Origin of the sequence: Paenibacillus sp. FSL H8-0261 (genome assembly GCF_045040645.1) — a bacterium.
GTDB lineage: Bacteria > Bacillota > Bacilli > Paenibacillales > Paenibacillaceae > Paenibacillus_AQ.
In genome coordinates, this window is the sequence record NZ_CP150297.1 from 2,675,946 (window position 1) to 2,693,787 (window position 17,842).

15 protein-coding genes and 4 pseudogenes are annotated in these 17,842 nt (G+C 40.6%); 11 read left to right on the top strand and 8 right to left on the bottom strand.

Annotation, left to right across the window (positions count from 1 at the left end; translation table 11 throughout):
- Positions 1–532: 532 nt before the first annotated feature.
- The 3 genes and pseudogenes from MHI27_RS11585 to MHI27_RS11595 all read left to right on the top strand — a co-directional run bounded on the left by MHI27_RS11585 (position 533) and on the right by MHI27_RS11595 (position 1,267).
- Positions 533–622, top strand: coding sequence for a hypothetical protein (locus MHI27_RS11585; RefSeq protein WP_405176724.1), 90 nt, complete (start codon positions 533–535; stop codon positions 620–622).
- Positions 623–765: 143 nt separating this feature from the next.
- Positions 766–945: pseudogene (locus MHI27_RS11590) on the top strand (branched-chain amino acid ABC transporter permease); the annotation flags it as partial.
- Positions 936–1,267: pseudogene (locus tag MHI27_RS11595) on the top strand (AzlD domain-containing protein). The pseudogenes MHI27_RS11590 and MHI27_RS11595, both read left to right, overlap by 10 nt.
- A 944-nt stretch (positions 1,268–2,211) precedes the next feature.
- Here MHI27_RS11595 and MHI27_RS11600 read toward each other — a convergent pair.
- Positions 2,212–4,140: an alpha/beta hydrolase family protein gene (locus MHI27_RS11600; protein ID WP_405176292.1), complete on the bottom strand. Its 1,929-nt coding sequence runs from the start codon at positions 4,138–4,140 to the stop codon at positions 2,212–2,214.
- 158 nt (positions 4,141–4,298) lie between these two features.
- On the opposite strand from MHI27_RS11600, the gene MHI27_RS11605 reads away from it, so the two are divergent.
- Positions 4,299–4,808: a MarR family transcriptional regulator gene (locus MHI27_RS11605; protein WP_405176293.1), complete on the top strand. Its 510-nt coding sequence runs from the start codon at positions 4,299–4,301 to the stop codon at positions 4,806–4,808.
- Between the two features lie 136 nt (positions 4,809–4,944).
- Here MHI27_RS11605 and MHI27_RS11610 read toward each other — a convergent pair.
- Together MHI27_RS11610 and MHI27_RS11615 are read right to left on the bottom strand one after the other, a co-directional pair.
- Positions 4,945–5,037: pseudogene (locus tag MHI27_RS11610) on the bottom strand (DNA polymerase IV); the annotation flags it as partial.
- Between the two features lie 97 nt (positions 5,038–5,134).
- The gene (locus MHI27_RS11615) at positions 5,135–5,725 is read right to left on the bottom strand and encodes a YitT family protein (protein ID WP_076283375.1); all 591 of its coding nucleotides are present in this window, start codon (positions 5,723–5,725) and stop codon (positions 5,135–5,137) included.
- Between the two features lie 677 nt (positions 5,726–6,402).
- Between MHI27_RS11615 and MHI27_RS11620 the strand changes: the two genes are divergently transcribed.
- Positions 6,403–6,711, top strand: a complete 309-nt coding sequence (locus tag MHI27_RS11620) for a hypothetical protein (RefSeq protein ID WP_042187261.1) — start codon at positions 6,403–6,405, stop codon at positions 6,709–6,711.
- A gap of 87 nt (positions 6,712–6,798) precedes the next feature.
- Here MHI27_RS11620 and MHI27_RS11625 read toward each other — a convergent pair whose 3' ends face one another.
- Together MHI27_RS11625 and MHI27_RS11630 are read right to left on the bottom strand one after the other, a co-directional pair.
- Complete coding sequence (locus tag MHI27_RS11625; protein WP_405176294.1) at positions 6,799–9,234, bottom strand: GH36-type glycosyl hydrolase domain-containing protein; 2,436 nt, start codon at positions 9,232–9,234, stop codon at positions 6,799–6,801.
- A 183-nt stretch (positions 9,235–9,417) separates the two neighbouring features.
- Positions 9,418–10,473 (bottom strand): LacI family DNA-binding transcriptional regulator, encoded by a 1,056-nt coding sequence (locus MHI27_RS11630; protein ID WP_341144968.1) that lies wholly within the window; start codon positions 10,471–10,473, stop codon positions 9,418–9,420.
- Between the two features lie 232 nt (positions 10,474–10,705).
- On the opposite strand from MHI27_RS11630, the gene MHI27_RS11635 reads away from it, so the two are divergent.
- The gene (locus MHI27_RS11635; protein WP_256989875.1) at positions 10,706–11,725 is read left to right on the top strand and encodes an ABC transporter substrate-binding protein; all 1,020 of its coding nucleotides are present in this window, start codon (positions 10,706–10,708) and stop codon (positions 11,723–11,725) included.
- A gap of 115 nt (positions 11,726–11,840) precedes the next feature.
- On the top strand, positions 11,841–13,436 hold the full coding sequence (locus tag MHI27_RS11640) for a helix-turn-helix domain-containing protein (RefSeq protein WP_405176295.1): 1,596 nt from the start codon (positions 11,841–11,843) through the stop codon (positions 13,434–13,436).
- A gap of 1 nt (position 13,437) precedes the next feature.
- On the opposite strand, the gene MHI27_RS11645 is transcribed toward MHI27_RS11640, so the two are convergent.
- On the bottom strand, positions 13,438–13,629 hold the full coding sequence (locus tag MHI27_RS11645) for a DUF6199 family natural product biosynthesis protein (RefSeq protein ID WP_042187270.1): 192 nt from the start codon (positions 13,627–13,629) through the stop codon (positions 13,438–13,440).
- Between the two features lie 551 nt (positions 13,630–14,180).
- Between MHI27_RS11645 and MHI27_RS11650 the strand changes: the two are divergent.
- Both MHI27_RS11650 and MHI27_RS11655 read left to right on the top strand, forming a co-directional pair.
- Positions 14,181–15,080 (top strand): annotated as a pseudogene (locus MHI27_RS11650) (SDR family oxidoreductase).
- 268 nt (positions 15,081–15,348) lie between these two features.
- Positions 15,349–15,663: a hypothetical protein gene (locus tag MHI27_RS11655; RefSeq protein WP_149644136.1), complete on the top strand. Its 315-nt coding sequence runs from the start codon at positions 15,349–15,351 to the stop codon at positions 15,661–15,663.
- A gap of 38 nt (positions 15,664–15,701) precedes the next feature.
- On the opposite strand, the gene MHI27_RS11660 is transcribed toward MHI27_RS11655, so the two are convergent.
- Positions 15,702–16,379 (bottom strand): DUF1796 family putative cysteine peptidase, encoded by a 678-nt coding sequence (locus tag MHI27_RS11660; protein ID WP_405176296.1) that lies wholly within the window; start codon positions 16,377–16,379, stop codon positions 15,702–15,704.
- Positions 16,380–16,458: 79 nt separating this feature from the next.
- Positions 16,459–16,707, bottom strand: a complete 249-nt coding sequence (locus tag MHI27_RS11665) for a hypothetical protein (RefSeq protein WP_076299475.1) — start codon at positions 16,705–16,707, stop codon at positions 16,459–16,461.
- Between the two features lie 291 nt (positions 16,708–16,998).
- Between MHI27_RS11665 and MHI27_RS11670 the strand changes: the two genes are divergently transcribed.
- Positions 16,999–17,457 (top strand): NUDIX domain-containing protein, encoded by a 459-nt coding sequence (locus tag MHI27_RS11670; RefSeq protein ID WP_052404253.1) that lies wholly within the window; start codon positions 16,999–17,001, stop codon positions 17,455–17,457.
- A gap of 49 nt (positions 17,458–17,506) precedes the next feature.
- Positions 17,507–17,782: a hypothetical protein gene (locus MHI27_RS11675; RefSeq protein WP_341060524.1), complete on the top strand. Its 276-nt coding sequence runs from the start codon at positions 17,507–17,509 to the stop codon at positions 17,780–17,782.
- Positions 17,783–17,842: the final 60 nt, after the last annotated feature.

Consider the following 17,842-nt stretch of genomic DNA (forward strand, 5'->3'; position numbering starts at 1 on the left):
AAATAAGCTCCCCACTAAACGCCTCGACTTGATCTGCCGCCAGACCAAGTCGTAGCCTTTTGCACAAATATATGAAACCGGTGCCCAAATCGGCGGCTCAACCACAAATCTCATTCGGTATAGGGAGTTCTATGAGATTATGTTATTAAAAAATATCTAGTCTTGTTTTTAAAAGGCATTAATTCATACTAGATAAAACGTTTTTCAATAAGAGCTATGAGCTCCGTAACTTACCTTTATCTCCTCATAGTGTTCCGTTATTTTATCCGAATATTCAATAGTGAATCGGATTTATTTAGTATGCTTTCTTATTATAAGTACAGAGAATAAATATCCAGGACGTTATACAAGCCATCCAACAATTCCTTAACTTCTGGAGTTCTTTCGGAATCAACATATTGATATGAGTAAGTATACGTTGTTGGAGTCATCGAGCTGTGGGAGGTTATGAAATATTTATCTGGCAGTTCACCGCCACGTGTCTAACGGCAAGTTTTCTTTCGGAGCTTCCGATGTGATGTTGTGAATATTTATCAATCCCACTGTTGATTCACCGACTGGAATACCCCACGTCGTCTACGACATCACGAGCAAGCCGCCGGCAACGATCGAATGGGAGTAATGAAAGAAACTCCGAAAACCCACAACATTCAAGGGTTTTCGGAGTTTCTTTTTTTAGAGTCAACCCTGCGTAGGGCGGTCTTCAGTAGTAAGAGAACTACTTGCTGCTATCATTCCTGCCACAATAAACTGAGCTGAGCCAGCATAGGAATTCTTATACTAACAATGTTAGGGCGAAGTAAAAACAAACTTGATATAGCTGTCGCAATTATAGCAGTTGTCATTGCTGTGGGAAGCTCTTTCATGTTGTCCAGCAGTATGGCTGTTATTGTTGCTACAATTATTGCTTCAACAATAGGAATGGTGGTGGAAAAATGGATGTAAGATGGGAATTTTTTTTGATTATTTTAGGGTCAGCTATTGTAATGTTCATTCCAAGGGTCGTTCCTCTTATGGTACTAAGTCGTTTCGAATTACCAGAATGGGGAATGCGATGGTTAAATTATGTCCCTATTTCTGTTATAGCTGCTTTGATTGGTCAAGAGATATTTATACATGATGGAAAGATTGCACCCCTTACAAATAACATTGAATTTTTTGCAGCCATACCGCTTTCTTTATTGCGATAAAAACACGTAGTTTACTGGGAACCGTACTGGGAGGTATTATTTCCACTATAATTTTGCGTTTTTTGTTTCAAAACTAATTACTTTATTTGGTCAAGTGCCACGTTTAAATGCAGTAGCCATTGCAAGAAATAATAATTATAGAACAGCAGGGTAGATGATAAGGATTGAATTCGATGTTGAATTTATACTGTAGTATACTTGAATTGAAATGATGTTTCTTATATTAAGAATCTCATAAAGTCCCCAACAAAAAAAATATGCATATTGGCTTGGAAAAGCAAATTTTCTGGTTTTGAGGTATTTACTTTCTTTAGCTTGATGGCGATGAGGTATAATCCCTATAATCATTGAAGTAACGGGTAACGAAAGTTCAATAAAAAAGCGGCAGTCTAGGGCTATATTTTCTCGTCCATGGCTACCGTTTTTTCCATCTCTGGGTTAAGTCTATTACTTTATTTTTCCTGAACAGTTATTGATAACTGAGGAAGAATACAACTCCTATATCTACTATCATTTCATGGGGTGCTATTTATCACTCCTAGAAGAAAAGGAAAAAGTCCTAAACATAGCGGTAAAATCATTGTCGCGAATAGAAATATTCAGTACGAGCGAGCGAGAATACACGTAAGAACCACAATGAAAAAGATGGAGATTCCATAAATATTAAATTAATGAATAGAAGATTGATAAAAGACTTGATACTTTTTCAACTACCTGTATGCGTTAACGGTAGCACAAACGAAATTGAATATAGCCGTTAGAGCCAGCAGTTGTTTGGTAATAAGTCAGTTTACTCACTTATGGTCAGCAAATTACAAATAGGCTGCCGGCATTCGTGGCAACCTATTAAAGTAACGGGGAATATAGTTGAAAGAGGAACTTAAATTATAAATCGAATATCTGCATATAGATCGGCAGCAATGGTCTATACGTAAAAGTTGAGTGAATAGATCTTACGTCACTGAGGTCAGCCGTGGCGTATTTGCTGTTGTAAGAACCCCCTCTATGTTCAAAACTTTCTTTAAAGTGCCAATGTAGCAGTATTGGCAACTCCAATCATCGTGATGATCAAGGTATTCACCATAGCACCAAGCCACACGTTCCCTGTCAATTTGTATAGGCTGCGACTAATAATTGCAGCTGCAAATAGTAAGAAAATAAACGGAAGCAGTACCATTGGATAAAGTCTTGTTTCTTGCCAAAATGTATTACCTGTCGTAAATAATACAGCATACTGGATTCCGTTAATAAGCATAATACCTAGCACGTTTCCCAGTCCAGCGACAATCATATTTGCTTTTTCAGACTTGATATTACTAAAACTTAATATATTTATTAAGAGCGCATTTATTAGATAGAAAATAAAGAAGAACGGCAAATAGTTCATCCATACCAATAACTTATCTGAATTAAATGTAAATACTCCGAGTATCCAAAATTTAAAATCAGCGTTAAAAAGATATTCTGCCGCATATACGATACCGAAAAAAATTCCGTAGATGCATAAAGCAAGAATTAAAGTCCTTCCTGCTTTGCTCAAACCGATTTTTAATCCTAATTGTTCCAAAGAAAGCTCAGCGTTATTTCTTTTCTCCAATTTGTACTTATATACAAATAGTGCCGCTCCAATAAGGCTGCTAAACATTGCCCATATCAAGATATAGTTTGTAATGGGCTGCGTAAACCATTTTACAGACATGAAATTGGACGTGCTTTTAAAAATCACTTTATCTAGATTTAAAGCTACGATTACGCCAACAGCAGAAAAAAACCAATTAAGCGACCAACTGATCCAAAAAACTCTAGTTTTCTTTTTGCTCTTTTCCGTTTGGAATGCATTAGCTATAGAATTGCTTTGTTTTTTTGCTAATTTTAAGTGCTTAAAGAACGGAATTTCCAACAAGTAATAGGATGCTGGGAAAATCAATAGAAAAATACCTAATAATCCAATAAAGCTAACAAGCTCTTTCCAGATCCATATTTGATTAGTATTTTTTATTTGTGGTGAAATCTCAAAGGCCTGGCTGAAAAAGTCTACTGTGTATGCAACAGTTTTCTTTGAAAAATGTGCCCATTCATGCGTTTGCTTTGGATTATAAACTACTCTCAGTGTTTGATTTTCTGCATCTCCATAATATTTAGCTACATTAAAGCCCGAATGCTGCTCAGCTTTTGAAAAAATCGAGTTCACTGCGACTAAGGCCTCATCAGCATTATTGGAGAGATTGCCATTGCCTTGAGACAAATCATAATTTCCCTCATCATATTGACCATAAATAATTCCCATATTAGCCTGAATTTGACTAAAGACCTTTTCACTAGATAAACGGATATTTCCCACCGGCAACCCTGCTGCGACCTTGTTTAAGGAATTAGCATATTCCTTTTCGCTGTCTGTTATTGTCTCGGCGCCTTCCGAATCGGGGTTCTTCGCTTCTTCAATTGCTGCATAATATTGTGAACCGTAGTGCATTAACGTCAACCATGTGGACATTCCACCCATAGAATGCCCCATAACACCGATCATCTCATTATCAATGTAATCGAGGCTTTTATAGGAAAATTCCACTAGAGGTATCATTCCCTCACCAGTTGCTGCTACTGCCTTCATGACTGGCTCGCTCGACGAGCTTGATTTTCCATGATAGTAGGCATCGAATGTCATTACTGCAATTCCTCTGCGTGATAATTCAATAGCGTTTAAATTTTGCATATGTTTATTGTTTAGATAACCATGCTCGGTAATAACTAAAGGAACCTTGTGCTCCGCATTTGATTGTTCAGGTTTAAAAATTTGTCCAGACAGCCACTGCCCATTTTCAGTTGGTAGCTTAAAATCAATAATTTCTACCTTTCCAAAAGAAGTTTGTAAAAAACCTGATAAACAAGCGCTTACAAAAATCATCAACACAGAAACGACAAGCAATCTTCTAATTATCTTTTTTTTCATATAAATACTCCCCCTTAACTATATAGGTTCCATTGGAAACTATATAGTTTTTATACTACACTTTTTATTTGAAAGCAATAGCGCTTTTCTAGCTATGTTAAAATTATAATTTTTGATATAATTTTATGAGCTAAATTGACGGGAAAAGAGGGATTTCTTTGGCAGTTGAATGGATGGGGAAATATAGAACATTTGTAGAGAAGATTATTAAATATGGAAATTCATACGCAGACTCCTATAAAAAAGAGTACCACTATAATACTGTTTTTTTATTTTCGGCTGCACAAATTCAAGTGCTGGAATATCTATTGGAGAATGAAGATAAAAATCAAAACATGCTGGAAATTGCAAAACGGCTGGGAATATCTAAGAGCGCATTTTCAAAACATGTAAAAAAAATGGTGGAAAAAGGGCTGCTCGAAAAGTACCATACATCTGATAATAAGAAAAACATTATCATTAAGGTTTCCACAATAGGCAAAGAAGTGTATAGCCAATATGTACAATACGCTTATGAAAAATGCTTCAAAAAAATTTTTTCCCTGCTGGATGAAATCCCTATGCAATATATTGAGAAAATGGAAGCTATTTTAGATATCTCAGCTAGCGCTACAACTGAAAAAACAAAGCAAAAGAAAGAGGTTAATCTCATTCTTATCGAGGAATAAGAGATGTTATTATTAACATTTAATCAATGTTACACCAAGAAGCCAGATGAATTAACGCCAATTGAGCTACATTTCAATATAAAACGATGGTCTAATGCTGTTCGAAATAAGAAACTAATCAGTTGCTTTTGGAATGCGGCTTATTGCTGTACTGCGGATTAGAGGCTTTTTCCACGGAGGCATAGAAGCTTTGGCAATCAGATAGCATAATGACACGCTCTTTATTCATAGGTTCACACACTCCAGGTGAGGTAGAGATACCTTATATTTTTTTCTCCTTATTATAATACGAACGTATGATCGTGTGTATTTGTATTTATTTCCATTTATTTCGTCTCAAGTGTGCATAGACCCGTAGCCACGCCCCCAGAGATAATCGTGAGGATGGAGTGGAAGAAGGTTTCCTTGGAAATCAGGAGTCCCCCCGCGCCGATAATCATAAAGTCGGTCAAAAAAATGATGAATCCAAGGTTCAGCGGGACATACCTTTTTATAAATTGAGCGAGCAGATCGGTGCCACCTGTACTTGCTTTAAACCGCAGCATAATCCCAAGTCCTGTTCCCATCAAAAAACCGCCAATAATGGCGCTAGAAATGGAACCAAACTCAAAATAATATAGAAAGTGATATTGGAAAGGACCGAGAAGCTCGATCAGAAATGATGAGATCAATAGGCCGAGTACACTGTTGTAAAAGATATCGCGTTCCTTTAACCAAGCGAGCAGAAAGATAGGAAAGCTGCAGAGAATTATAGCTACGCCAATTTTAGCGTCGGATAAATAATTAATAATGAGGGCTATCCCTATTATTCCCCCATCCAGGATTTTATATGGTACGAGAAAAAAATTAGTTCCCGCAGCAACGAGTAAGCTTCCTAAAAGAATGATAAGGTATCTTAATGGCCGCATATTTAACATCTCCACATTAAAGGCATGTCTATAAATATGCTTGTCACTTCCAAAAAATTGCAGTTGAACAAAAAAACCTGATTATAAATCAGGCTTAAAAAGTCTTATGTTACATAGTATGTGAGGGATAGGGGGTTCCTACCACTCAAAAGAATCCAATTAACTAGCGAGACAGACATCATACGGACTCAGGAGACCTAGACCTGCCATTTCTATCGATTCTTACGCTCTGGTTCTCATGCCTTAATTCTCACACATTTAATACTCACTCAACCATTCCATCCACGCCGTTCACCAAACCACAGAAAACCTGCAAAAGTACAGTTTTTTAAACCAATATCATCTTTATAAAGTCCAAAGCCTGCAAAAGTGCAGTATTTTCCATGCTTAAGGGCTCAAAGCTACTTTTGAAACGAAAATTACTGCAGATTTGCAGGAATCAGTGCTGTAGCGATCCTTTCATCTTAGAAATATGTACTTTTGCAGGTTTTTTCGCCATATCGAGTGTTTGGGCAATTGAAGTTCCCTTATCCGTGGGCAATATCTCCTTACGTGAGAACCTCTATGCTGTTAGCGCAGAAACAATTTTAAGGTTTAGGATAGCTGGGATTTACGCTTTATTGTATGCTATATTTGATCGGGACAAGGTAGCTGATTATTTTACAGAAAATATTGGAGGCATCACAATGAGCAAACGTTATCGAATTACACGAGCTATGCAAAATGATGGAGGTTCAACACAAACCATATCTTTAGAAGAGTGCAAGCAGTATTTCGCATCCAAACCTGATTTCACCTATACATCAGTTTATACAGTAGCAGGCGCCACTACGATGTCTATTGAGGGAGATTTCTTTATGTGGAGCTTTGGTGATACTACAATCCCATTTAGGCATTATCAAGGGGATATTTACGTTTCTGGAAATAATGAAGCTGTGATCCCGAGAATGCTTGAGGTTGCGAGTGATTTAAGAGCAGATGTTGTGGAAGGGTAAAAAAAAGACCCCTGAAGAGTTCAGGAGTCATCCAGCGTTAATTATAGATCCGCCCAATCGTTCAAGTGAACGGTTGAGCGGATTTTTTTAACCCAGTTGTACAACTACGTGGTGTACTGCACCGTCTCCAACTGGAGCAATGATGTTACCTTCGACAGCTGTGCCATCCAGGGTAAGACTAACTACACCTTTGGATACATGGTTCGGGTTCTTGATTTGAATCACATAAGTATCTCCACGGAAGACACGTGTGATTTCAAAGCTATCCCATTCAGTAGGAATACAAGGATCGATCTTCAGACCATTGAAATCCGCTTGGATGCCAAGGATCGATTGAGTGATGGCTACATAGTTCCAAGCAGCAGTACCAGTCAACCAGGAGTTTTTAGCTTCCCCGTGACGAACGGCATCTTTACCTGCGATCATTTGGGAGTAGACATAAGGCTCTGTGCGGTGAATTTCGCTGATATCCTCCAGGTAAGCAGGAGCAATTTTTGCGTAAATTTCAAACGCTCTGTCGCCATGTCCAAGTACAGTTTCAGCGATCATGATCCAAGGGTTATTATGGCAGAAAATACCGGCATTTTCTTTGTAGCCCGGAGGGTACGTAGAAATTTCACCCAGGTTCAGATAGTACTTGGAATACGGTGGCTGTTGCAATACGATACCGTATTTAGTATCCAAATGCTCTTGTACGGATGATAGAGCTTTTTCAGCTTGACCATTTTCCACACCGATACCGGCCATTACGCAGATCCCTTGTGGTTCGATGAAGATTTTACCTTCTTCATTTTCTTTGGAACCGATCTTGTCGCCATAGTGATCATAAGCACGCAGGAACCAATCGCCATCGAAGCCGTGTGTCAATGTGATTTCTTTCATGTTGTCAACCTTAGCTTCTGCATCCACAGCTACATCGTTAAGTCCGCGCATCCGGCAGATTTCTGCATAGTCAGGTCCAACGAAGACGAACAGACCCGCGATAAATACAGATTCCGCAACGCGACCTTCGATGTTGGCAGTAGTTTGGAAAGATTCGCCCGGCTCAGTAGAGAAGCAGTTGAGGTTCAAGCAGTCATTCCAGTCTGCGCGCCCGATCAGCGGCAAGCCGTGAGGTCCGAGATTGTTAGTCACATGCTCGAAGGAACGTTTCAAGTGCTCAAACAGCGTAGCGGTGTTATTCGGATCACTGTCAAAAGGAACCTGCTCATCAAGAATCGAGGTATCGCCAGTTTCTTTAATGTAAGCAGCCGTTCCAAGGATCAACCAAAGCGGATCATCGTTAAAGCCGGTGCCGACTTCGTTGTTACCTTTTTTAGTGAGAGGTTGGTATTGGTGATAGGCACTGCCATCTTCAAATTGTGTAGCCGCAATATCGAGAATACGTTCTTTAGCACGTTCAGGAATTTGATGAACAAATCCGAGCAAGTCTTGGTTAGAATCACGGAAGCCCATACCACGACCAATACCGGATTCAAAGTAGGAAGCAGAACGGGACATGTTGAAGGTAACCATGCATTGATATGGATTCCAGATGTTAACCATGCGATCCAGTTTCTCGTCGCCGCTTTGGATTTGATATTTAGACAGCAGGTTATCCCAGTGAGCAGCAAGTGCAGCGAGTGCAGCATCTACTTGAGCATCTGTAGCAAATTGCGCGATCATAGCTTCTGCTGGTTTTTTGTTGATTACATTCAGGGATTCCCATTTATCTTCTTCAGGGTTCTCGATGTAGCCGAGTACAAAGATGAAGCTTTGTTCTTCACCTGGTTCAAGCGTAATGTTAAGTGCGTGTGATCCGATAGGGGACCAGCCGCTAGCTACGGAGTTAGTAGGTTCACCTGCAACTACAGCTTGTGGGCTTTCCAGACCGTTGTACATCCCTACGAAAGCTTCACGATCAGTATCGAAACCAGCGATTTCTTTATTTACGGAGTAGAAAGCATAGTGATTTCTGCGCTCACGATATTCAGTTTTGTGATAGATAACGGAATCCTTCACTTCAACCTCACCGGTGCTGAGATTGCGTTGGAAGTTGGTCATATCATCTTGTGCATTCCAGAGACAGAACTCTGCAAAAGAGAACAGCTTCACGGATTTTTTAGCGGAGCCCGTGTTCTTCACTACAAGACGATGTACTTCTGCATTATGACCCATAGGGACAAAAGCAAGCTGGTTCACAGAAATTCCGTTACGTTCGCCAGTAATGGAAGTGTAGCCAAGACCGTGACGGCATTCGTAGAAGTCGAGATCACGTTTTACTGGCATCCAGCCTGGGGTCCAGAAATCACCATCATCATAAAGATAGTAGTAGCGGCCGCCGGTATCCAGTGGGATATTGTTATAACGGTAACGGGTCAATCTTCTGAGACGAGCATCTCTATAGAAGGTGTAGCCACCAGCTGTATTGGAAATAAGTCCGAAAAATTGCTCATTACCAAGATAGTTAATCCAAGGGTAAGGGGTTTTAGGTGTGTTAATTACATACTCTTTTCGAGTGTCGTCAAAGGTTCCGAATTTCATGTGAGAAAGTCTCCTTTCGATTGTGAACGCGCGTTTATAAGTTTCAGAAAAAATTCCCTCGAGGGAAGGGAGTTTTTTCAATGCTTTTAAGCAGGACAATTAAAGCAGTAGTTTCGATACCGAATCAAATAGCAGCTTCACGGAAAAATATGTAGATTTCTTCAGCGAAGGATTGATCTTAAGCTATTTTTTCGGCGATTGACAGGAATCTCTCTCCACTAAACGAGCTGGAAAGCTGATCGTGCTAAACGTCGGCTGCTGTGAATCACACAACTCGATTACTTTTTCCACTGCAGCCTTAGACATTTCATAGATCGGCAAGCGTACAGAGGTCAGCTTAGGCTGGATACGGGATGCTAGCTGAATGTCATCAAATCCGACCATGGAGAGATCTTCAGGGACAATGATTCCGTGTTCGGAGAACGCTTCCATCGCTGATATAGCCATATCATCGTTGGAGGAGAAGAAGGCCGTTGGCAAAGGATCTCCAGAAGCAAGGAGCTTCTTAACCTCTTCGTAAGCAGTCTCTTTCAGAAAATCACCTTTCAGAATAAATCTCTCATTTACAGGCAGGCCATGTTTCTTCAGCGTATCTTCATAAGCCGTATAACGCTCTCGTCCAGAGTACGTATTCATTTGCCCACAGATGATGCCAATCTCTTGATGACCCAGAGAGATCAAATATTCAATCGCTTCTGTGGTGCCCTCGTAATCTTTGGAGTTCACAATGGCCAGATGATTGCGGTCAAGATGCTCCGACATAATCTCAGAAATATCATAATCAATTAATACGAGAGGAGAGTCGAGTCCTACCATTTCTCGGACGATATTAATATCCTTCTGAGTGCCGACAATGATACCGCCGTCAATCCGTTTTTGAAGAAAAGCTTGCTTTACCTTGATGAAATCGTCGGGAGAGTAAACCGTATGAATCAGTACATAACATCCGCGGGCATTCGAGGTGTCGACTACGGCATCAACGAATGGAGCAAAGTAATTGTTCTGATAAATTCGGGTAGTATTCTCCTTCTCGTTCATACTGATGGCGAAGAGTCCGATCGTATCGGTCTTCTTACCGGCTAAAGCCCTTGCAAAGCTGTTCGGTTCGTACTGATGTTGCTCAATCACCCGCAGCACTTTGGCCCGGGTTTCTTCAGGGACGTTGGAATAATTGTTGATCACGCGGGATACCGTACTTCGGGAAACCCCGGCCAACTTAGCTATATCTTCGCTGCGCATGTTTCCCCTCTTTTCATAAACGCGCGTTTATGAGTTTATTGTAAGCGAAAGCATTGTATAAATCAATCGTAAATAATAAGAAATATGTGAAGAAGGGAAGAAACTAGTTAATAGTTTGTATAAGATTTTTGCAGAGAAAGTGCATTGAAAGCTATAAAAGTCATGCTACTATTGTGATAATGATTATTGAGAATGATAATCAATGAAAATATAGCATTGGAGTGAAGGGATAATGGTAAGATGGGGTCGGAAGTTTTTATGGTCAGCAGTACTTATTATGGCATTGACCGCGCTGGCGGCATGCGGAACGAATAGCAATACTACGAAAGATAATGTTGCTAAAACAGAGAATGCAGAGGAATCAACCTCAGCTAGCAGCACACCGAGCGAAGGAAGTGGAAATGCTTCGGAAGAGGTTGCAACTCGGACGATTACAGGGGAATTCGGAGATGTTGAGATTCCAGTCAACCCTAAACGGGTGGCCGGGATTTACCTTGAAGATTATTTGAAGGCATTGGGGATTACCCCGGTGGTTCAGTGGTATCATCCAAGCTGGGGCAAACAGGATTACTTAAATCTCGATGTGCCAGAATTTGATATCACCGGAAGCTTGGAAGCGTTGTTGGAGAAAGACCCTGACTTGATTATTGCGGACGGAGGCGCGGATGCGGCGAGGTATGAACAATATTCCAAGATAGCACCAACGTATCGTCTCCCTGAGGCGGCGCTGCAGGACTCAAGACAAGTGCTTACAGCGATTGCAGATGCGCTCGGTATTCCGGAGAAGGCTGAGGCTGTGCTCGCCGAGTATGATCAGAAAGTGGCAGATGGAAAAGCTAAACTGCAACAGGCTCTGGGGCAAGAAAAAGTAGCAGTGATCCGGCTCAACGTAGCGGATAAGACCTTTGCTTTGTTCGGTGTTAAAAACCGTTTTATCGGTGTGATTTATTCTCAATTTGGCCTGACACCCGTGCCTATGGCTGCAGAAATGACTGAATATCAATCTATTATTTCCGAAGAACTTATTCCTCAGCTCGAAGCGGATCATATCATTGTATTCCCTGACAACGGGGGCTGGGATACTGAAGGGAATCAGGAAGCGATCCAAATTCTTGATGGGCCGCTGTGGAAGAGCCTACCCGCAGTGAAGAACGGGAATGTTTATAGAATGGAACGTTCCCACTGGCAGACTGGTGCCATCACGGCCAATTCGATGAAGCTTGACGACCTGCTGGAAGCTATGGTGAAATAAACGGCAGCCGCCTTGAAGGAATAGCAAAAAGAAGGTCTATCAGCACCCTTGATAGACCTTCTTTTTTGTTTTACACTGAAGTGAATGAAAATGGTTCTCAATTGGGGGCGGGAGAATGGCAAAAGATTTGCAAGACAGCAATAGAAGGAAGCTATTCTATAGCTTGATAAATATAGAAACCCAATCCCTGTCAGGAAGCGGACAGAGTGAGGTGTTTCAGGATCATACGCTACTCATTGTATCGGAAGGACAGGGGTATGTTGAGGCTGAGTTGAGGCAGTTTCCACTGGAAAAAGGTACTGGGTTCTTGTTCGAACCAGGGTTATTAAGCAAAATCAATGCCGAGGAGCGGGGGCTTAGCTTTTATCGGCTTACTTTTGAAATCATCGAAACCGGGGAAAACAGGCAGAGTGAAATGGAAAGAAGGACTAAAGAGGACATCCTTCGATCTGGTTTGTTAAGCTGTAGACCCTTTTCACAATGTAAATTATTGCTAGAGGCTATCTACAATAGCCGTAGAAGCACAGATGAGATCGAATGGTTCGCAGGCCATACGCGCTTTCAGGAGCTGCTGCTGCTAATCATGCGTGCAAATTCCTCTTTCGTTCAGGTCACGGGTGATCATGAGGCAATACAGCGTTCCATTCACTATATGGAGGAGCATTATAACCAAGCCGTAACCGTTGATCAGTTGGCTGAAGTTGCAGGTATTACACGTGCGCGTTACACACAAACATTTAAAGAGGTGACAGGGAGGGTTCCCTTGGAGCATTTGAACGGGCTTCGTATCGAAAGAGCGCAGCAGCAGCTACTGCTGACGAATGACCGTATGCATGATATCGCGGTTTCCGTCGGATATAGTAATGAGTATTATTTTAATCGGCGTTTTAAAAGATCGGTGGGTGTTACTCCAGGCCAATACAGAAGCTTCCATCAGGATGGGTTGAGGGTGTTTGCTCCTTTTTTGGAAGATTATCTATTGGCTCTGGATATTACGCCAGTGGCGCAATATTCTCACGCCGAGTGGGGGAAACAAGAGTACTTGGCTCTCCACAATGTGCCTGAGGTAGATATTTCGACTCGTAATTGGCAGGAGCTCTCCCGGTATACGCCCGAATTGATCTTGCTGGATAATGGCTTTCATCGTTGGCATCTGGAGGAGTGCAGCCGGATCGCTCCGTTGTTCAAGCTGCCTGTTCATCAAGAGGATTGGCGTGCCACATTGTATTCCGCAGCAGCCGTCTTTGGCAGAACGGAACGTGTCCAGGAAGTGATCGACAATTATGAGCATCAGGCACAGCAAGCCAAGCAGCTGCTTACCCGTTCCGTCCATAGTCAGACCATAGCTTGTTTAAGAATCTCAGTCTACGGAATCACTCTCTATGGATGTGAGCATTTGGGGTATACAGGAAGCGTGCTTCATCATGATTTGGGCTTGCAACCCCACAGCTTGGTTCGGAAGTTGACCAATGGAAAGAATCGAGTGAACCTGACAAAAGAAGAGCTTGCCAATCTGACTGCGGATCATTTGTTTATTACCTTTGATCAGCTTGAAGGGGGAGGACGGGAACTGCTGGATACACAACTCTGGCGCAACTTGCCTGCTGTACGTAACGGCAGCGTATATGAGGTGGATTTCATGGCCTGGATGAATTACGGCGTATTGTCGCATCAGCGTAAGATTGAGGATGTATTAAGAGCGTTAGGATAAGTCAGAAACTAGACCAGATAAAAAAGAGGACAATAAGTGCCACTATACTGCTGACGCGGGTCATTAATAAATAAGCCTCACTTGGCTCAACGTCACCTTTGACCATCCATCCGTATCTCATGTACCATCCGAATCGTGGGAAAAAGATGTTAAGTAGCGCTAACAGAACAAAGAGGAAAATAAAAAAGCCCATGATTTATCACTCCTTTATGTAATGTATACGCGAAACTGTATGGAGGGTGTCCCGATTCATGTGTGAGTTTCCATATATTTATTTAAGCTTACGCAATATAGACTGATAAAAAATGAAAATTGTTTAAGGAGCGGATAAATCGTATGGAACACACAGGTCTTTTTTTCGGAGGGGGAGTAGGTGTTTTGTTCTTTTTAATTTGGTTGATATCAATTGGCTTGGGAATCTACTTCTTCGTCCTTCTAGTAAAATTGGCACGTAGAGGAATAGTGGCTTTAGATTTATACATCTACGCTAAAAATCGTGAAATACGTACTCGTTATGAGTCGGTTCCAGACAGGTCAGAGGAAATTTAAGGCCATTAAATGATTAATGATACTTAAGGTATGAGATACCCTAGCCACCTTAACAGGTAGTTGGGGTATTTTTTGTGGAAATATTCAGGACTATGCTATCGATGAGGTATGTTTAGCGGTGTACTGTTGTGTTTACATAAAAAAGAGTTCGTTAAATAAAAAATGGTTTTTTAAAAATAAAGGAGGAATTGATCGATGTCTAACCAATATACGATGCAAGATCCTACCACTCAGTACACCAAGGCAGGACCAGAATTTCAACAGCAGCAACAAGAGCCGGGGCTTCAGAAGAAGATGAATCCCGTGCCTGATACAGGTGAAGATACCTATCAAGGCACCGGACGTCTGACTGGACGAAAAGCGATTGTTGTTACCGGGGCGGACAGCGGGATAGGTCGTGCTGTTGCGATTGCTTTTGCTCGTGAAGGCGCAGATGTTGTTCTATCCTACATGCCGGAGGAAGAAGAGGATGCAAAGCAGGTTCTCAAGCTGGTGCAGGAAGCAGGACGTACCGCAATCGCCATCCCAGGTGATCTTTAGGATGAGGAATACTGTGAACAGCTCGTCGATACTGCGGTCAAGCAGCTGGGTGGGATTGATATTTTAGCCAATGTAGCGGGCAAACAGCAATTCGTCCCCGATATTGCTGATCTTACTACGAAGCATTTTGACGATACCTTTAAAACGAACGTATATGCTATGTTCTGGCTGTGTAAAGCGGCAGTGAAACATATGCAACCGGGTAGCGCCATCATCAACACTTCTTCCATTCAAGCCTATAACCCTTCGCCCATCCTGTTGGACTACGCGACGACCAAGGCTGCGATCAATACATTCAGTAAATCTCTCGCTCAGCAAGTCGCTGGTAAGGGGATTCGAGTCAATGTAGTGGCGCCAGGTCCCGTATGGACACCTCTTCAGGTGGTGGGTGGGCAACCAGAGGAAGTGCTGAAGGAGTTCGGTGCGAGCACACCACTAGGCCGTCCGGGACAGCCTGCAGAGATGGCTCCGGCTTATGTATTTCTTGCTAGCCAGGAATCGAGCTATATTAGTGGCGAAACGCTAAATGCCAATGGCGGAACTCCAACCCCATAGAATATTTATTGGGATGTTGGTATTGTAAATATGGAGAATTATTCAAAAGTACCCTACTAATTATAGCTGTGGGGTGCTTTTGTTTTTATATGGGGAAAGGTGTATTATAGAATTTAATACTTTTTATCCCATTATTTTTATAGAATATGATCTAGAACTGATCAAGAATGTCGAATACATAGATTTCCTGCGATTACCCGAGAAATATTTGAGTTGGTACAAGGTTTAGAGTTTAGTGTAGACCATAGAAAGAATTAGGAGCTGTATTATGTGTAAAAAGAAACTAGCAATACTCATTTTTTCCTTTGTTCTGATCATGGCGTGTTTTTCATCAGGAGCAGTCTTTGCGGATAAAGGAAACGGAGCTGTAATGGATAGTGGAACAAAGGAAAGGCTGATGGAAAAGTATGATCTTGTAGAGCCTGAACTTACAAATCCAAAATCACTTTGGAGCCAAAGCGATTTTGGAGTCAGTAACCCTATTGCTATATTTGTAGGTATCAGTAGGTTATATCTGAATCCATATGTTTTTGCTGCGCAAGAAATGATTAATCATTTGATTGACCGAAGCCGTCAACATTAATGACCCATGAGAGGGTCATTTTTTAATACGGAGATAAATTAATCGCTCGTTATTTGTATATCTTTCAAAATATAATCCCAGCTATCATAATCGTTCATATCATCAGGAAATTCTAACACACAAATATGATTAATATTCCAATGGATTTCTCGTACTGATGTTAATTCACGAACGGGATAAAGGATAAGGACAGTGAATTCGTTCGGCTTTAATATATCAGACAAAATCGCTTGTAGCTCTACAGCCTGTTCGTATGTGGCGAACCATCTAATGAATAGAATTTTTTTACTGCTTAGTAATTTGTCCCAAAATCTCTTAATTCGTAAATCCAGCTTTGCTTTATAAGATGGATAGGTCGTAGACCAATGTTTACCTAAGGTGATAGGAAAATCATGTACCGAGATAATGTTATAAAAGGTATCCTGAATAAAATACGATTTCACTAACGCATTCTTGTTTCCATTAGGATAAGCGGGCACTCCATCCTCTAGAAAAAAATGTGTCTCTTCGAGCATTTGCAGATTTGTTAACTCCATAAAATTCTGAAATCTATTTTTATAAAGTCTGTTTACATCAGTTAATGAATAAGAAATCATCCAGTCGAGAGGCATGGAGAATGTTCTCAAGTTATTTCTTTGCATATTTATAGCAGGAGCACAAGACATACCTAAGCTTACGATTAAATCATAGTTCTTCTTTACATCTTGTAAGTTCATGGACTCACCTAATTTCGATCAGATTCAGGTTCTATTCAACGTTAAAAAAGAGCAGCAACTTAGCTGCCCTCTGAAAATATTAATGGCGTTGTAACAGCAAATAGCCGCTAATCCTTGAAGTTTTTTTACGAAACACCACTTTAAAACCAATGTCATTATCTAATAAACAAGCTAAGGCGGTGTCAAGTAGCCCGTTGGGTCTTAAGCTAGGTCGACAAGGCTCAGCATTTCCAATGATGCGGACAGAAATAATCCTACGTGCAGAGCCACGAACCAAAGGATTTCTGCTCCAAGTGATCAATACCAAATCAGGTTGACGAGTTGCCATTCTGATCCACCCCTTTCTATTAAGCTTCTCTATATAAAATGCACAATAGATTGTAATGTGCTAAACAGAAGCGGAGTGCTATTTTGATCAGCGGTGGGAATTAAAGAGTTACACTTGTTTAATTTAGGTTTTCAGAATACAATAAAGTAAATTTATGGATGTTCGAATAGCGTAAACGTAGATGACCACAAGGGAGCATATATTCATAACACCGTACGACTGAGCAAGTATTTGATCAATGGTCAAATACTTTTTTATTTTCGTTTATAAGAAGCTAAATAGGGGGACACGATGAAGATAGGGAAACCGATTAGAAAGAAGGTATACGGATTTATTTTGCAAGACAATGAAGTTGGAGAAAAGACCTTATTAGTTTATCTTAATGTACCAGAAGTACCCTTTAGATTAGTAGGTGGTAATGTCGATGCCGGGGAAACAGAAGAAGAAGCCTTATTCAGGGAAATTCAAGAAGAAAGTGGACTTAAACAATTTAAATTAGTAAAGAAAATAGGAACACAATATTATTATAAGGATTATATAGATGCAAATGTTGAAAGACATGACTACCTTCTGATTCCAGAAACAAGATTACCTGAAAAGTGGAGATTCACTGGAGAGGGTGAAGGAGAGGACTGTGGAACTGTTTTTAACTACCAGTGGATAAAACAAGATGAAATATACTTATTAGATAAAGAATTTAGAGAATATATGTCGGAAAAATACATACAAGAATTGTTCGGCAATGGATAGGAGGTAACTACCATGCCCATTAGATGATCCTTACTCTGAGGTGATAGATATGAATAATCGTAAAATCTTCTCATTTCTTCCTTTGATCATTTTTTTATTTATAATATGGTACCTTTTGATGGCAAGTACTGCAGCTGTTGTTAATGTAGTGTCAGTAAATAAAAGAGAAATAGTAGTACAAAATATGAGCGGTGATCAAACTACAGTCACAATCCCAAAAGGAATATTTAAGTTGATTAATATAAATGAGGAGTACTTTGTTTCCTATAATAGTAGAATAGGGCAAAAACCTTTTTTAACTTCAATAGAACCAAGTGCTAAATGATTATTGGAAGCAGATTTAACAATAGAACTTATGAAATGGCGGATATATATAGCATAAAAT

Coding starts and splice junctions, on each gene's coding strand:
- MHI27_RS11635 (WP_256989875.1), top strand. CDS start 10,706: ATGGTAAGATGGGGTCGGAAGTTTTTATGGTCAGCAGTACTTATTATG.
- MHI27_RS11640 (WP_405176295.1), top strand. CDS start 11,841: ATGGCAAAAGATTTGCAAGACAGCAATAGAAGGAAGCTATTCTATAGC.
- MHI27_RS11620 (WP_042187261.1), top strand. CDS start 6,403: ATGAGCAAACGTTATCGAATTACACGAGCTATGCAAAATGATGGAGGT.
- MHI27_RS11600 (WP_405176292.1), bottom strand. CDS start 4,140: ATGAAAAAAAAGATAATTAGAAGATTGCTTGTCGTTTCTGTGTTGATG.
- MHI27_RS11615 (WP_076283375.1), bottom strand. CDS start 5,725: ATGTTAAATATGCGGCCATTAAGATACCTTATCATTCTTTTAGGAAGC.
- MHI27_RS11645 (WP_042187270.1), bottom strand. CDS start 13,629: ATGGGCTTTTTTATTTTCCTCTTTGTTCTGTTAGCGCTACTTAACATC.
- MHI27_RS11630 (WP_341144968.1), bottom strand. CDS start 10,473: ATGCGCAGCGAAGATATAGCTAAGTTGGCCGGGGTTTCCCGAAGTACG.
- MHI27_RS11660 (WP_405176296.1), bottom strand. CDS start 16,379: ATGAACTTACAAGATGTAAAGAAGAACTATGATTTAATCGTAAGCTTA.
- MHI27_RS11665 (WP_076299475.1), bottom strand. CDS start 16,707: ATGGCAACTCGTCAACCTGATTTGGTATTGATCACTTGGAGCAGAAAT.
- MHI27_RS11675 (WP_341060524.1), top strand. CDS start 17,507: ATGAATAATCGTAAAATCTTCTCATTTCTTCCTTTGATCATTTTTTTA.
- MHI27_RS11625 (WP_405176294.1), bottom strand. CDS start 9,234: ATGAAATTCGGAACCTTTGACGACACTCGAAAAGAGTATGTAATTAAC.
- MHI27_RS11655 (WP_149644136.1), top strand. CDS start 15,349: ATGTGTAAAAAGAAACTAGCAATACTCATTTTTTCCTTTGTTCTGATC.
- MHI27_RS11670 (WP_052404253.1), top strand. CDS start 16,999: ATGAAGATAGGGAAACCGATTAGAAAGAAGGTATACGGATTTATTTTG.